The 13,676-nt window shown below is 62.1% G+C and carries 15 protein-coding genes; all 15 read left to right on the top strand.

Annotation, left to right across the window (positions count from 1 at the left end):
- Positions 1-441: RNA methyltransferase (locus tag B7L71_RS05735; protein WP_283160403.1), on the top strand; the 441-nt coding region annotated here is incomplete at its 5' end.
- A 118-nt stretch (positions 442-559) separates the two neighbouring features.
- Positions 560-1,423, top strand: a complete 864-nt coding sequence (cysE, locus tag B7L71_RS05740) for a serine O-acetyltransferase (protein ID WP_081136574.1) — start codon at positions 560-562, stop codon at positions 1,421-1,423.
- A gap of 76 nt (positions 1,424-1,499) precedes the next feature.
- On the top strand, positions 1,500-2,003 hold the full coding sequence (iscR, locus tag B7L71_RS05745; RefSeq protein WP_081136576.1) for a Fe-S cluster assembly transcriptional regulator IscR: 504 nt from the start codon (positions 1,500-1,502) through the stop codon (positions 2,001-2,003).
- Positions 2,000-3,190, top strand: coding sequence for an aminotransferase class V-fold PLP-dependent enzyme (locus B7L71_RS05750; protein ID WP_081136578.1), 1,191 nt, complete (start codon positions 2,000-2,002; stop codon positions 3,188-3,190). The genes iscR and B7L71_RS05750 overlap by 4 nt, the downstream gene beginning before the upstream one ends.
- A 28-nt stretch (positions 3,191-3,218) precedes the next feature.
- Positions 3,219-3,545 carry a HesB/IscA family protein gene (locus B7L71_RS05755; RefSeq protein WP_016914918.1) on the top strand — a complete coding sequence of 109 codons (327 nt, stop codon included), beginning with the start codon at positions 3,219-3,221 and terminating at the stop codon, positions 3,543-3,545.
- Between the two features lie 168 nt (positions 3,546-3,713).
- On the top strand, positions 3,714-4,139 hold the full coding sequence (ndk, locus tag B7L71_RS05760) for a nucleoside-diphosphate kinase (RefSeq protein ID WP_016914919.1): 426 nt from the start codon (positions 3,714-3,716) through the stop codon (positions 4,137-4,139).
- Between the two features lie 81 nt (positions 4,140-4,220).
- Positions 4,221-5,399 carry a 23S rRNA (adenine(2503)-C(2))-methyltransferase RlmN gene (rlmN, locus tag B7L71_RS05765; protein ID WP_026001827.1) on the top strand — a complete coding sequence of 393 codons (1,179 nt, stop codon included), beginning with the start codon at positions 4,221-4,223 and terminating at the stop codon, positions 5,397-5,399.
- 101 nt (positions 5,400-5,500) lie between these two features.
- Positions 5,501-6,232, top strand: a complete 732-nt coding sequence (gene pilW / locus B7L71_RS05770; protein WP_081136580.1) for a type IV pilus biogenesis/stability protein PilW — start codon at positions 5,501-5,503, stop codon at positions 6,230-6,232.
- A gap of 40 nt (positions 6,233-6,272) precedes the next feature.
- Complete coding sequence (locus B7L71_RS05775) at positions 6,273-7,190, top strand: RodZ domain-containing protein (protein ID WP_081136582.1); 918 nt, start codon at positions 6,273-6,275, stop codon at positions 7,188-7,190.
- Positions 7,191-7,198: 8 nt separating this feature from the next.
- On the top strand, positions 7,199-8,314 hold the full coding sequence (gene ispG, locus B7L71_RS05780) for a flavodoxin-dependent (E)-4-hydroxy-3-methylbut-2-enyl-diphosphate synthase (protein ID WP_016914923.1): 1,116 nt from the start codon (positions 7,199-7,201) through the stop codon (positions 8,312-8,314).
- A gap of 68 nt (positions 8,315-8,382) precedes the next feature.
- A complete protein-coding gene (gene hisS / locus B7L71_RS05785; RefSeq protein WP_081136584.1) occupies positions 8,383-9,699 on the top strand; it encodes a histidine--tRNA ligase in 1,317 nt (438 codons plus the stop codon).
- 84 nt (positions 9,700-9,783) lie between these two features.
- Positions 9,784-10,443 carry a tetratricopeptide repeat protein gene (locus tag B7L71_RS05790; protein ID WP_081136586.1) on the top strand — a complete coding sequence of 220 codons (660 nt, stop codon included), beginning with the start codon at positions 9,784-9,786 and terminating at the stop codon, positions 10,441-10,443.
- Positions 10,443-11,624: an outer membrane protein assembly factor BamB gene (bamB, locus tag B7L71_RS05795; protein ID WP_081136588.1), complete on the top strand. Its 1,182-nt coding sequence runs from the start codon at positions 10,443-10,445 to the stop codon at positions 11,622-11,624. The genes B7L71_RS05790 and bamB overlap by 1 nt, the downstream gene beginning before the upstream one ends.
- Entirely contained in the window at positions 11,621-13,024 is a 1,404-nt protein-coding gene (gene der / locus B7L71_RS05800; RefSeq protein ID WP_081136590.1) for a ribosome biogenesis GTPase Der, read from the top strand. The genes bamB and der overlap by 4 nt, the downstream gene beginning before the upstream one ends.
- Positions 13,025-13,214: 190 nt before the next feature.
- Positions 13,215-13,676 (top strand): hypothetical protein (locus B7L71_RS05805; protein WP_081136592.1); only part of this gene is annotated, 462 nt, incomplete at its 3' end.

Here is a 13,676-nt window from a genome sequence, read left to right on the forward strand (position 1 = left end):
CGCCCTGCCAACGCGCGCATCGCGCTGGTGTTTGGGCGCGAGGACAGCGGCTTGACCAATGCCGAGCTGCAGCGCTGCCATGCCCACGTACACATTCCCACCAATGCGGATTTCAGCTCGCTGAACCTGGCGGCGGCGGTACAGGTACTCGCCTACGAGTGCCGCATGGCCTGGCTGACGCAAGCCGACGCGCCTCCCGCTCAAGAGGATGACGAAGCAGCCGCGCTGGCGTCCCACGAAGAGCTGGAGCGGTACTTCGAGCATCTGGAGCGCACGCTGATCGCCATCGAGTTTCATGACCCCGCACAGCCGCGCCAGCTGATGGCGCGCCTGCGCCGCCTGTACCTGCGTGCTCGCCCCGAAAAAATGGAGATGAACATTCTGCGCGGCATCCTGTCGGCCACGGAAAAGGCCGCCCAGCCGAACACAACGCCGCGCTGAGAGGCGTTATCGTCGCCCCATGGCCTAAACTTGAAGTTATCCAGTGGCGCCCCCACATTTGGGGGCCGACCCATACACAGCCTGCCACGCTGCCGCTTTTACGCCCAAGGACACTCCCATGTTTCAACGCCTGCGCGAAGACATCAACAGCGTATTCGACCGCGACCCAGCGGCACGCAACTTTCTCGAAGTCTTGACCAACTACCCGGGCCTGCATGCCCTGCTGCTGCACCGTTGTGGCCACTGGCTATGGAAGAAGAACTTCAAGTGGCTGGCGCGCACGGTATCTACCTTCTCCCGCTGGATGACCGGTATCGAGATTCACCCCGGCGCCACCATTGGTCGGCGCTTCTTTATCGATCACGGCATGGGCGTGGTGATCGGCGAAACCGCCCAGGTCGGCGACAACGTGACGCTCTACCAGGGGGTCACGCTAGGCGGCACCAGCTGGAATAAAGGCAAGCGTCACCCCACCCTGGAAGATGGCGTGATCGTCGGGGCTGGCGCCAAGATCCTGGGGCCGTTCACGGTTGGGGCCGGCGCCAAGATTGGCTCCAACGCCGTGGTCACCAAAGAGGTGCCTGCCGGTGCAACGGTGGTCGGTATTCCTGGCAAGATCGTCAAGCGCGCCGAGCCCGATATCGAGGAAGCGCTGGATATCGACCCGGCCCGACGCGAAGCCATCTGCCAGAAATTCGGCTTCGATGCCTATGGCGTCAGCCAGGACATGCCCGACCCAGTGGCACGCTCCATGCAGGCCATGCTGGACCATATGCACGCCGTGGACGAGCGTATCGAACGCATGTGCTCTACCCTGCGCAAGCTGGATGCCAGCTACCGTGACGGCCAACTGCCCGAACTGAAAGATGAGGACTTCGCCGACATCCTGGATGAGGCCGATACCGGCTGCCCCGGACTGGGTAAGACGCGCAGTGAAGCAGTGGATACCGCTGACGACACCAACAGCCGTCCCAATAGTTGACCAAAGCACTCAGGATTTCCATAATGGCGCTACACTTGCCGCCAGTGCGCTGAGGCTCAGCGACGAGGTACCTGTTATGCGCTTGACGACCAAAGGCCGATACGCCGTTACCGCCATGCTGGATCTGGCGATCAATACGCCACAAGGCCCCACCAGCCTGGGCGATATATCCCAGCGCCAGGAGATTTCGCTCTCATATCTGGAGCAGCTATTTGCGCGGCTGCGGCGCAGCGGGCTGGTCACCAGCGTGCGTGGCCCGGGCGGCGGTTATCTTCTTGCCAGACCTGCCGCCGAGATCAGCGTGTCCCAGGTCATCGATGCGGTCAATGAAACCGTCGATGCCACCCGCTGCCAGGGGCTGTCCGACTGCCAGCAGGGCGACACTTGCCTGACCCACCACTTGTGGTGCGAACTTTCGGGTCAGATACGTCACTTTCTGGATGACGTGACGCTGGCGCAGCTGATGCAGCGCCCGGACGTCATTCGCATTGCCGCTCGACAGAAGCAGCGCGCCGACGCCGGGATCCTTGCTTCGTCCCCCCTGACGCCACTCACTGCCCGTTGGAAATCAAGCCCATGACCGCCACCCCCTCACTGCCCATTTACCTCGATTATGCCGCCACTACGCCGGTAGATGAGCGCGTGGCCGAGGTGATGACCCGCTACCTGACCGTCGACCAACTGTTTGCCAACCCGGCATCGCGCAGCCACATGCTGGGCTGGCAGGCAGAGCAGGTGGTGGAGCAGGCACGGCGTCAGGTGGCCGACCTGATTCATGCCGACCCCCGCGAGATCGTGTGGACCAGCGGTGCTACCGAAGCCAACAACCTGGCGCTGATCGGCTTCATGCGCGCCAATCGCCAGCGCGGCATGCACCTGGTCACTTCGTCCATCGAACACAAGGCCGTGGTGGATACCGCCAGGGCGCTGGAAAGCGAAGGCTTCGAGGTCACCTGGCTCAAGCCCCAGCGGGACGGGCGCATCACCCCCGAACAGCTGCGCGAGGCCATGCGCGATGACACCGCCCTGGTGTCGCTGATGGCAGTGAACAACGAGCTGGGCAGCATCAACGACATCGCAGCGCTGGCAGCCGTGGCCCACGACTTTGGCGCGGCCTTCCATACCGATGCCGCTCAGGCGGTAGGACGCATCCCGCTGGACGTGGTCGAACAGCACATCGACTTGATGTCGCTGTCTGCCCATAAAGCCTATGGCCCCAAAGGGGTGGGCGCTCTGTACGTGAAACGCCATCCGGACATGCGTGTCGAAGCGCTGATTCACGGCGGCGGGCACGAGCGCGGCATGCGTTCCGGCACGCTGCCCACCCACCAGATTGCGGGCATGGGGGAAGCCTTTGCCGTCATGCAGCAGCAGCAAGCTCAGGATCAGGCGCATATTGCCGCCCTTCGCGAGCAACTGCTGAATGGCCTGAGCACGCTGGAGGGCGTCATTCCCAACTCGCCCCAGCAGCACGGGGTGCCCAATATTCTCAATCTCGCGTTCGAGGGTGTCGATGGTGAAGCGCTGCTGATGGCCCTGCGCGACGTTGCCGTGTCTACAGGCTCTGCCTGCAACTCGGCCAGCGTCGACCCCTCTTACGTCCTGCTGGGCATCGGAACGCCCCGTCGGCTGGCGCTCTCTTCGCTGCGCTTGAGCTTTGGACGGTTTACCCAGCCAGCCGATATCGACCACGCACTGACACTACTGCACCACGCCGTCAGCGGCCTGCGTGCTTCGGCGCGCCAGGCCACTGCGCCTGGCCGCTGACCGACCGACTTTTCAAGGAGAGTGCTCCATGGCAACGCTTAACATTTCCCCCGCCGCCGCCGAGCAGATCCACCGCGTCCTCGAAGAGCGCGGCAAGGGGCTTGGCCTTCGGGTATCCGTCAAACCCAGCGGCTGCTCTGGCTACAGCTATGTGCTCGACTTTGCCGACGAGGCTCAGCCGGATGACGTGCACTTCGAGTCCCACGGGGCCAGCGTCTACGTGGCCACCGATGCCGTCGAGATGCTGGACGGCAGCGAAGTGGACTACGTCAGCGAAGGGCTCAATCGCTTCTTCCGCTTCAACAATCCCAACGTCAAGGATCAGTGCGGCTGCGGTGAAAGCTTTACCGTTTAAGCGCTCTTTGACGTCACTCATCGGTATTCATCCCCTGCGTGAGACGCTATAATCGCGGCCACTCGGCCTGCGGCATAGCGTCCAGACAAGGCCGGACACATTTTCCTGTGCCGCCCTGGCTTTCCGGGGCGGCAATTTCTGCTTTATCCCTTTCCAGGAGATTTCTGCATGGCGATTGAACGTACTCTTTCCATCATCAAGCCCGATGCCGTGGCCAAGAATGCCATCGGTGACATCATCGCACGCTTCGAAAAGGCTGGCCTGAAAGTGGTCGCGGCCAAGATGCTGCACCTTTCCGAAGAGAAAGCCGGTGGTTTCTACGCCGAGCACAAAGAGCGCCCTTTCTTCAAGGATCTGGTCGGCTTCATGACCTCTGGTCCGGTCGTCGTACAGGTGCTGGAAGGGGAAGGCGCCATTGCCAAGAACCGTGAACTGATGGGGGCTACCAACCCGAAAGAAGCCGCTCCGGGCACCATCCGCGCCGACTTCGCGGAAACAATCGACGCCAACGCTGTCCATGGTTCCGACTCAGCCGAAAGCGCTGCACGCGAAATTAGCTACTTCTTCGGTAACGACGAAATCTGCCCGCGCTAAACCAGCGCTGCCGTTTCAACATTCGTTGCCGGCCATTTTTGCGGGGGCCTGGCCCCCGCCTCTTTCTGAACGCTGACCGCCATGACTACCACTGCCGCCCCATCATCACCGTCTTCCCTCGCCACGCCTGACCTTGCCTCGCAGGCGGAGCCCGCACGCCAGAACCTGCTGGGGCTTTCCCGTGAGCAAATGGAAGTCTTCTTTTCCTCCATTGGTGAGAAGAAATTCCGTGCCACCCAGGTCATGAAGTGGATCCACCAGGAGGGCGTCGATGACTTTGCCGTGATGACCAACCTGTCCAAACCGCTGCGCGACAAGCTCGCTCAGGTGGCCGAGATTCGCGGCCCAGGCGTCGTGTATGAAGGCACCTCCAGCGACGGCACGCGCAAGTGGGTGCTCGAAGTGGAAGATGGCAGCTATGTCGAGACGGTGCTGATCCCGGCAGAGAACGGTAAACGACGCACCCTGTGCGTATCGTCACAGGTCGGCTGTTCGCTGGATTGCAGCTTCTGCTCCACGGGCAAACAGGGCTTCCAGCGTAACCTGACGGCTGCAGAGATCATTGGCCAGGTGTGGGTAGCGCAACGCAGCGTCGGCCCTCGGCGGGACACCGCCAACCGTCCGGTGACCAACGTGGTCATGATGGGCATGGGCGAACCGCTGTTGAATTTCGACAACGTCGTGCCCGCCATGAAGCTGATGCTCGACGACAACGGCTATGGCCTCTCCAAGCGCCGCGTCACCCTGTCCACCTCGGGCGTCGTGCCGATGATGGATAAACTCGGCGATGAGATCGACGTCAGCCTGGCGATTTCGCTGCACGCCTCCACCGATGAGCTGCGTAACGAACTCGTCCCGATCAACCGCAAGTACAACATTCGTGCCTTGCTGGATGCCTGTCATCGCTATTTGTCCAAATGCCCGGACAATCGTCAGGTGACCATCGAGTACACCTTGATCAAGGACGTGAATGATCAGCAGGAACACGCCGAACAGCTGGCCGCGCTCCTCAAGGAGCTGCCCTGCAAGATCAACCTGATTCCCTTTAACCCGTTTCCCAATTCGGGTTATGAAAAGCCCTCGCGCAACCAGGTCATGCGTTTTCAGCAATGGCTTTATGACCTGGAGTACAACGCCACTGTCCGTACCACCCGTGGGGATGACATCGATGCCGCCTGCGGGCAGCTGGTCGGACGCGTAAAGGACCGCACCAAGCGCAGTGCGCGCTATATTCAATCGGTTCAACTGGATGCAGACTAAGGCCGCTGTCTTGACTTCCACACAACACAGCGCTTTGATGGACACGTTTTTTTACTAACGTCATTAGTGTGAGCAAGGCCGCACTGTTCAAGAGGACATACATGATCGGTCATCGCAGGTGCTTCTCCTTTTTCAGAGTGCCCATGCTGTCCGTCCTTGCTGGCAGCCTGCTGCTGGCAGGCTGTGCAACCTCGACGCCCACGTTCAATGAAAGCAATCCCGACGCCGCCGATGCCTATGCCCAGCTGGGAGTGGCCTACCTGGAGCGTGACAATCTGCCCCGCGCCCTGAACGCGCTGGATCGTGCGCTGGAACTGGATGCCCGCCACCCAGAGGCACTTCAGGCGATTGCGCTGGTCTATCAGCAGCAGGGGGAGCGTGAGCTGGCCAACCGCTATTTCCAGCAGGCCCTGAACGTCTCGCCCTCGTTCACGCGAGGACGTAACAACTACGCCGCATTCCTGTATCAACAGGGGCGTTACCCGGAGGCCTGCGAGCAGTTGGAAATCGCCTCCGAAGATGCACAATACGCCAGTCGTGCCCAGCTATTCACCAACCTGGGACAGTGCTACCTGGCGACTGGCGAATTTGACAAGGCGCGCGACCGTTTGCAGCGCGCCCAGAGTATCGACCCGCGCAATACACGCGGGTATTTAATGTTAGCCGAACTGGAAGTTTCGCAGGGCCGCTACGATCAGGCCTGGGAGCCACTGCAAAGCTACCTGCAGCTGGCAGGCCCCGACCCGGCAGCGTTGGAAATGGCGGTAGATATCGCCCTCGCCCGTGGCGACACCGCTACGGGCGCCGAATACCAACGCCTGCTGACTCCTTGATCACTGCCCTGACCACCTAATTTTTGAAGGATGCTCAGCCATGAGCGAGACACCGTTACACGATAGCGTTACCCCCACCAGCACCGCTGGCGAACTGCTCTCACGCCAACGCGAAGCGCTGGGTGTGCCCATCAGTGATGCTGCCCGTGCGCTCAACCTGCGCAGCGCGGTGGTCGAAGGTCTGGAAAAAGACAACTACGAAGAAATTCCCGTCACGGCCTATCGCCGCGGCTACCTACGCTCCTATGCAAAATATCTGGGGCTGGATGAACGGCTGGTACTGGAGGCGTATCAAGCGCGCCACGGGGGCAGTGAGTCCGAACGCAAGGTCACCCCCGTTGCCGTCACCCGCCCACCGTCAAAGGTGGGCGCCTGGCTATTCAAGCTGGTCACCCTGTTGGTGATCGTGGGCCTGATTGGCGTTACCGTCGCCTGGTGGCAGAGCCGTGGTGGCAGCGAACCCCCGAGCATGGGTACGTCTTCCACGCTGGAAGAGGATGCCGCCGACACTACAACGCCCCCTCCCGCCGAACCGGTGGTCGTACCTACGCCGGTGGTGATTCCGCCCATGATCGACGAACCCCAGGTCAGCATGGATGACGAAGTCGCCGACACCGACGCCACCGATGCCCCAGCCGATCCCGCGACCGATGTCGCCGAGGTACAAGCGCCGGAAGCAGCGGCAGAAGACACCGCGCCGGAGCCCATCGCCAACCCCAACCTGCTGGAGTTGACGTTCAACGAGCAGTCCTGGACCGAAATTTTCGATGCCAACAACCAGCGCGTTTTCGTTGGTCTGCAAGCGCCTGGCACCACGGCCAGCGTCGAGGGTACACCGCCTTTTCGTTTGACGATCGGTAATGCCACCGGTGTCGAGCTGCGTTATCAAGGCGATACCGTCAACCTGGCGCAACGTGCGGGTGCCAACAATGTTGCCCGCTTTACCCTGGGAGAGTGACCCGTCCTATGCACGCCCCTTCTCCGATCAAACGTCGCCCCTCGCGCCAGATACAGGTTGGTAGCGTTGCCGTGGGCGGCGACGCCCCGATTGCCGTTCAGAGCATGACCAACACCAACACCCTGGATGTGGATGCCACGGTGGGCCAGATCCAGCAGTTGGAAAAAGCCGGTGCCGATATCGTCCGCGTGTCGGTTCCCGACATGGACGCCGCCGAAGCCTTCGGCAAGATCAAGCAGCGGGTCGACGTACCGCTGGTGGCCGACATCCACTTCGACTACAAGATTGCCCTGCGAGTCGCCGAGCTGGGCGTGGACTGCCTGCGCATCAACCCCGGCAATATTGGCCGCGAAGACCGCGTCCGTGCGGTGGTCAGCGCGGCCCGCGAACACGGCATTCCGATTCGCATTGGCGTCAATGCCGGCTCGCTGGAAAAGGACCTGCAAAAGAAGTACGGCGAGCCTACGCCCGCCGCGCTGGTCGAGTCGGCCATGCGTCACATCGACTACCTGGATCGGCTCGACTTCCAGGAGTTCAAGGTCAGCGTCAAAGCCTCGGACGTGTTCATGGCCGTGGCCGCCTACCGTGACCTGGCCACCCGCATCGAACAGCCGCTGCACCTGGGCATTACCGAAGCAGGTGGCCTGCGCTCGGGTACGGTCAAGTCATCGATTGGCCTCGGCATGCTGTTGATGGATGGTATCGGCGATACCATTCGCGTCTCGCTGGCCGCCGACCCGGTGGAAGAGATCAAGGTCGGCTTCGACATGCTCAAGAGCCTGAAGCTGCGCGCCAAGGGCATCAACTTCATCGCCTGCCCCAGCTGTTCACGGCAGAACTTCGATGTCATCAGCACCATGAACCAGCTGGAAGAGCGCCTGGAAGACATCATGACCCCGCTGGATGTCTCGGTGATTGGCTGCGTGGTCAACGGCCCTGGCGAAGCCAAGGAGACCGATATCGGTCTGACCGGTGGTTCACCCGCCAACCTGGTCTACATCGACGGCAAACCTGCCAGCAAACTGCGTAACGACCATCTGGTGGATGACCTGGAAAAGCTGATCCGCGACAAGGTACGCCAGAAAGAGCAGCAGCAAGAGAACATGATTGCACGCAGCGTTTGACACCTGCGTTGCCTGCAACAGGCGGCACGCCTTGCGCCTCGCGCTGCCGCCCAGACAAGGAGTTTTCATTGAGCAAGTCCGCCGCTAAAAAGATTCAAGCCATCCGTGGAATGAACGACCTATTGCCCAGCGACAGCCCTCGCTGGCAATTTTTTGAGGCCAAGGTACGCCACTTGATGCAGCGCTACGGCTTTGATGAGATCCGTACGCCAATCGTGGAGCAAACCGCCCTGTTTGCCCGTTCCATCGGGGAAGTCACCGATATCGTCGAAAAAGAGATGTACACCTTCGACGACCGCAACGGCGACAGCCTGACCCTGCGCCCGGAAGGCACCGCCAGCTGCGTACGCGCTGCCATGGAGCATGGCCTGCTGCACAACCAGACCCAGCGGATTTGGTATCAGGGTCCGATGTTCCGCCACGAGCGGCCCCAGAAAGGACGCTACCGTCAGTTTCATCAGGTGGGCGTGGAAACCTATGGCTTCGACGGCCCGGACATTGATGCCGAAGTAATTCTGCTCTCTGCCCGCTTATGGCAAGAGCTGGGCCTTCTCGAACATGTCACTCTGGAACTCAACTCTCTGGGCTCCAGCGACGCCCGCGCAGCCTACCGCGACAAGTTGGTGGCGTACTTCGAGCAGCACCATGCGCTACTGGATGAAGACTCCAAGCGTCGCCTGACCAGCAATCCGCTGCGCATTCTGGATTCCAAGAATCCCGACATGGCCGAGATGCTGAACGCCGCGCCACAGCTGATGGATCACCTGGACGACGCCTCCCGGGAGCACTTCGAGCAGCTCAAGGCCATGCTCGACGCGGCCAACATTCCCTACGTGGTCAACCCGCGCCTGGTGCGGGGCCTGGACTACTACTGCCGTACGGTGTTCGAGTGGACCACCACGGCGCTGGGCAGCCAGGGCACCGTCTGTGCCGGTGGCCGCTACGATGGGCTGGTCGAACAGCTGGGCGGCAAGCCCACACCTGCCGTGGGCTTTGCCATGGGGATCGAGCGGCTGATTCTGCTGCTGGAAACCCTCGACCTGGTGCCGGAAGAAGCGCTGGGCGGCTGCGACGTCTACCTGGTGCCGATGGATGACAGCGCCACCGTGGCAGCTCTCACCCTGGCAGAGCAGCTGCGCAGCGCGCTGCCCGACCTGCGCCTGCAGCTGCACTGCGGTGGCGGCAGCTTCAAGAGCCGCATGAAAAAGGCCGACAAAAGCGCCGCGCCCATCGCCATCCTGCTGGGTGAAGACGAGCTGGCGCAGCAAACGGCGACTGTGAAGTTCCTGCGCGACGACCGTGAGCAGCAGCAGGTAGCCCAGGAGGGTTTGGCCAGCACGCTGAGCGACCTGCTGGCCGCTACGCCAGGCAACGCGACCCACTAAATGCTGCCCACCCAGCGTCTCGGGTGGGTAAATGAATACCTGTCAGCCGCTACGGCGGCTGGGTGATTGAATAGGAGGCCGCCCGTGGCGGATCTGAGAAGCGAAGAAGAACAGCTGGACGTCGTCAAGCGCTGGTGGAAAGAGAACGGCACCTCGCTGATTGCTGGAGCGGTGCTGGCTGCCGCCGGTGTGTTCGGCTGGAATGCCTGGCAGAACTACCAGGAAGGCCAGTCGGAAGCGGCCTCTGCCCGCTATCAGCAGCTGGTGACCATCACGGCCGCCAACTCGCTGGAAGAGGAGCAGCGCGCGGCGGCGAGAGAGCTGATCAGCGAGCTGACCGACCAGCATGGCCGCACCCTGTATGCCGAACTTGCCCAGCTGCTGGAGGCCCGCCTGGCCGTGCAGGAAGGCGATCTGACCGCGGCCAAAGCAGCCCTCGAAAGGGTCGCCGACAGCTCATCACGCCGCTACGTCCAGAGCCTGGCCTGGCTGCGTCTGGCACGTATCGAAATCGCTGAAGGCAACCCGGAAGCGGCCCTGGCACTGCTGGACCAACCGATCACCGACACCCTGGCCGCCCAACAGGCCAACGTACGCGGCGATGCCTATCTGGCTCTGAACCAGCCCGAGCAAGCGCGCGAGGCGTGGCAAGCCGCGCTGGAAATTGCCCAAACGCAGAACCAGCCGCTTTATGGCGTGCAGTTCAAGCTCGACGATATCGGCGCCGAGGAGGCGAATCAGTGATGACCCACAGCCTGTTAAAACCGCTTTTTTCCACCTCGCTGATGCGTGCCACGTTGGGCGCCGTTGCACTGGCGCTGTTGGCCGGCTGCGCCAGCAAGGGAGAGCCTGCCTACACGCCCAAGGAGCTGCGTAGCTTCGATGAAACCTCGTCGCTGGATAGCCTGTGGCGGCGCAATGTCGGCGACGGTTTTGGTCGTGCCCGCTACCCGATTGCCCCGGCGCGCGAGGGTAATACCGTGTTTGCCGCCGATGCCAATGGCCTGGTCGCCGCCTTCAATGGCCAGAGCGGTGAGCGTGAGTGGCAAATCGAACTGGATACCCCCATCTCCAGTGCGCTCTACGCCATTGCCGGCCAGGTTTATCTGGGCACCCGCAACGGTGAAGTGATTGCGCTGAGCCAGCGTGACGGCAGCGTGAGCTGGCGTTCGCGCGTGTCCAGCGAAGTGCTGGCCGCCCCCCAGGCCAACCAGCAACTGCTGCTGGTACAGAGCATCGACGGCCAGATAACGGCCCTCGATCGCGCCAGCGGCGAAGAGCGCTGGGTCTACACCAGCTCTCAGCCTGCGCTGACCCTGCGCGGCACGGGCACGCCCATGGTCATCGATCCGGTTACCTTCGTCGGTCTGGCCAATGGTCGCCTGGCCACCCTGGATAACCGCAGCGGCCAGCCGCTCTGGGAAATGCAAATCGCCACGCCACGTGGTCGTAGCGATGTCGAACGTCTGGTGGACCTCTCTGGCCAGCCGGTACTGAGCCCGGATGGCCGCCTGTTCGTCACTAGCTACAACGGCCGGGTGGTGGCGCTGGAAGCCACTCAAGGCGGCACGCTGTGGGAAGCCAACATTTCCAGCCGCCACACCCCTATTCTGGTCGGCAACCTGCTGCTGGTGGTGAGCGACAATAGCCACGTCATTGCTCTGGATGCCAATAGCGGTCAGGAAGTATGGCGTAATACGGATCTGGAAGATCGCTGGCTGACAGCGCCCGCTTTTGCGGATGGCCGTCTTGTGGTGGGTGACTTCGAAGGTTATCTGCACCTGCTGGATGCCCGTGAAGGCAACCTGGTAGGCCGGACTCGCATCCACAGCTCCGGTATCAGCGTGCGCCCGGTCACTGAAGGCAGCACCATTCATGTCCAGGCCAACAATGGTCGCCTGGAAACCCTGGAAGTTTCTCCATGACACCCGTCATTGCTTTAGTGGGTCGCCCCAATGTGGGTAAATCGACCCTGTTCAACCGCCTTACCCGCTCGCGCGACGCGCTGGTGGCGGATTTTCCCGGCCTGACCCGCGACCGTAAATACGGCAACGGCATGCTGGGTAGCAAGGCCTATACCGTGATCGACACGGGCGGCATCAGCGGCGACGAGGAAGGCATCGACGCCGCCATGGCAGAGCAGTCACTGGCCGCCATCGACGAAGCAGACATCGTGCTGTTTCTGGTGGATGCCCGAGCGGGGCTCAACGTGGCCGACGAGGCCATCGCCAATCACCTGCGTGTCAATCAGAAGAAAACCTGGCTGGTAGTCAACAAGACCGATGGGCTCGAAGAGCACTCTGCCATGGCCGACTTCTGGAAGCTGGGCCTGGGCGACCCGTGGCCCATCGCCGCCGCCCACGGGCGCAACGTGTCGCTGCTCATCGATACCGTGCTGGAACCCTTCCCCGAGCGCGACCCGACCATTCCTGCCGACACCGGCACGAAAGGCATTCGTATCGGTGTGATTGGCCGCCCGAACGTGGGCAAGTCCACGCTGGTCAACCGGCTGCTGGGTGAAGACCGCGTTGTAGTGTTCGATGAAGCAGGCACCACTCGCGATGCCATCGAGATCCCCTTCGAGCGTAACGGCCACCCCTATGTGTTGATCGACACGGCCGGGATACGTCGACGCAAGAACGTGCGTGAAATTGCCGAGAAGTTCTCCATCATCAAGACGCTGGACGCCATCAAGGAGAGCCATGTGGCGGTGATGGTGCTGGATGCCCGCAGCGGTCTAGTCGAACAGGATCTGCACCTGCTGGACTACGTCCTGACCACGGGCCGCGCCCTGGTGCTGGCAGTGAACAAGTGGGACGGGCTGGAAAGCGAAGCCAAGGAGAAGATGCGAGCGGACATCAAGCGCCGCCTGGGCTTCGCCGACTACGCCGAGCTGCATTTCATCTCGGCGCTGCACGGCACCGCCGTTGGCGACCTCTACCCCTCCATCGAGCGGGCCTTCAAGGCAGCCAATGCCCACTGGTCCACCAACCGCCTGACCACGCTATTGCAAGATGCGGTCAGTCAGCACCCGCCCCCCATGGTCAATGGTCGACGGATCAAGCTGCGCATGGCCCACCAGGGCGGCAGCAACCCACCCATCATCGTGGTCCACGGTAACCAGACCGAATCGCTGCCCGAGGCCTACCGCCGCTACCTGATCAACACCTTCCGCAAGGTACTGAAGGTACGCGGCACGCCCATGCGCTTCGAGTTCCGCTCAGGCAGCAACCCTTTCGACAAGATGGCAGGTGCCAGCGACAAGGAAAAAGCCAAGAAACGCGAGCTGAACCGCACCAGAGAAGCCCGCAAGAGCCGCCGCTAGGTGCTGCTCGAAAACTGGCCCCGCCTGCATCGCCCGCCTATATGGCGGGCGATGGCTTTTCAGGTTTTACGACCAGCACAACGCTCGGTGCCAACAAATCCGCTTGACAGCCATGGGCGGTGGCCCTCAAATAGCGGCGCTTTCGAGCATCCGCTACACTGACCTTTTGCCCTTTCTCTGGGGGAAACACATGCACCATGCCCTTCGCCGTGGCCGCAGCCTGATTCTGCTGCTGCTCGCTGCTCTACTGACCGGCTGCCTTGCGCTGCCACAAACCGGCCTGTTTGCCTTCCGGCTGGCCGTTACTTCTCTGGGAGTCGAAGAGGTGCGCATCGGGCCATACAGCGTGAATGCCGGCCTGGATACCAGCGACCTGACTCGCCTGCTGGCTTCGAGCCTGGGCGCTGGCAGCCTGCCCGTGCAGGCCACCCTGGCCATGGGCCTGGGGCTACCGGCAGGCATGCCCGCCGTGGAAATGTCCGGGTTTCGCTGGACGCTGGACATGCCGGGCGTCGACCCCGTGCAGGGGCAGTATCAACAGGACGTGACCCTCACCCCAGGCGACGACGCCAACCTGCGCCTGCCGGTGGCGTTCGATATTCTGGCCACCGACACCCAGCGCATGACGCCCATGATCGAGCTGGTCAGCCAG

It is taken from the genome of Halomonas sp. BC2, from assembly GCF_002078115.1.
In the GTDB taxonomy this organism is placed as follows: domain Bacteria; phylum Pseudomonadota; class Gammaproteobacteria; order Pseudomonadales; family Halomonadaceae; genus Vreelandella; species Vreelandella stevensii.